At 60.4% G+C, this 1,441-nt stretch carries 1 protein-coding gene; it reads right to left on the reverse strand.

Features of this window, described 5'->3' with window-relative positions; translation table 11 throughout:
• The coding region (locus V6C07_RS01910) for a xanthine dehydrogenase family protein molybdopterin-binding subunit (protein ID WP_333534702.1) at positions 1–1,441 on the reverse strand (1,441 nt) is incomplete at both ends.

Genomic DNA, 1,441 nt, shown 5'->3' on the forward strand with positions numbered 1-1,441 from the left:
CCTGACCGTGGTCTTCCCACGAGTTGCCCAGGGTCACGCTGCCGTCATCGTTCAGTTCCACCCAGGCTTCGGAAGTGTCCGGCCCGTCCAGGCCAGCGCCGTACACGCCAAGGGCCACGCCCACGCCGCGCTTGATTTCGGCGGTGGAGCGCTCTTTCACGCGCTTTTTGGATTCTTCGTAGTACGGACGCATTTTATCAAACATTTCCGGCAGACTCATAACTTCAGGAATCTGCCCCGAGGGGTTGGTATCGCCTTCTTTATAGCAGTTGAGAGCGCGCAGCTCAAAGGGATCCATGCCGAGCTTTTCGGCCAGTTCGTCCATGAGCACTTCAGAGGGGAATTCCGACTCGGGCGCACCGTAACCACGGAAGGCCGCGCCCCAGCAATGGTTGGTGGCAACTGTGCGGCCCTTGCCACGGATATTGGCGATGCCGTAACCGGCGCCGATATACTGTGCGCCGCGCAGGGTCAGAAGGTCGCCGAATTCGGAATAGGGGCCGTGGTCCACGGTCCAGTCCGTTTCCATGGCAAGGATCTTGCCCTGCCTGTCGGCCGCGTAGCGCATGGTTGTCCAGAAGGGCGAACGCTTGCCGGTGTAGTTCTGCTGCTGCTCATAGTTATAGCGCAGGTGGCAGGGGCGGCCTGTAGCCATGACGGCCACGCCCACAAGGGCCTCCATCGTCGGGCTGAACTTGTAGCCGAACGTGCCGCCCGTGGTGTTCTGCACCAGCACAAGATCCTTGGGGAATTCCAGGCCAAGGCCGGGGGCGATCATGAGGGCGTGCAGATGGATGGCAACGGACTTGGAGTGGATGACCACCTGTCCCTGCTCGTTGATATAGCCGTAGCCCACGTCAGGTTCGATGGGCAGGTGGGGCTGGCGCTGGGTATAGTAGCTGCCTTCAACGACCACGTTGCCCGAATCGCTGAAGAAGGGAGCCGTATCCGCGCCCTTTTCTTCAAGCTGGTCATAGTAGACGTTGGGCGTGCCGGGGTGAATCTCGATGGCGTCCGGGGCCATGGCTTCGGGAGCGCTCATGTATTCGGGCAAAAGCTCAAGGTCAAACTTGACCTTTTCAGCGGCAGCGCGGGCATTGGCCTCGGAGTCGGCGCAAACGATGGCAAGGGCGTCGCCATACTGGAATATCTTTTCATCATTAAGAATGGGCCGTTCCCAGCCGTCGCCCTTGTTGGTGGGGAAGGTGATAAGGCCCGTAATGCGGTTTTTGCCCTTCACGTCCTTGTGGGTCAGCACCTTGAAGACACCGGGCATTTTTTCGGCTTCGGACGTGTCGATGCCCTTGATAAGGGCATGCGATACCTTGGCCTGGGCCAGAGCCAGATGCAGGGTATTTTCAGGCATGCGCACGGCGGCGTCCGCGCCGAACTCGGCAAGGCCGGTCACCTTGGCTACGGCGCTGGGACGCGGAATGCTGCT

This window comes from Desulfovibrio sp. 1214_IL3152 (assembly GCF_036763055.1).
Lineage (GTDB): Bacteria > Desulfobacterota > Desulfovibrionia > Desulfovibrionales > Desulfovibrionaceae > Desulfovibrio.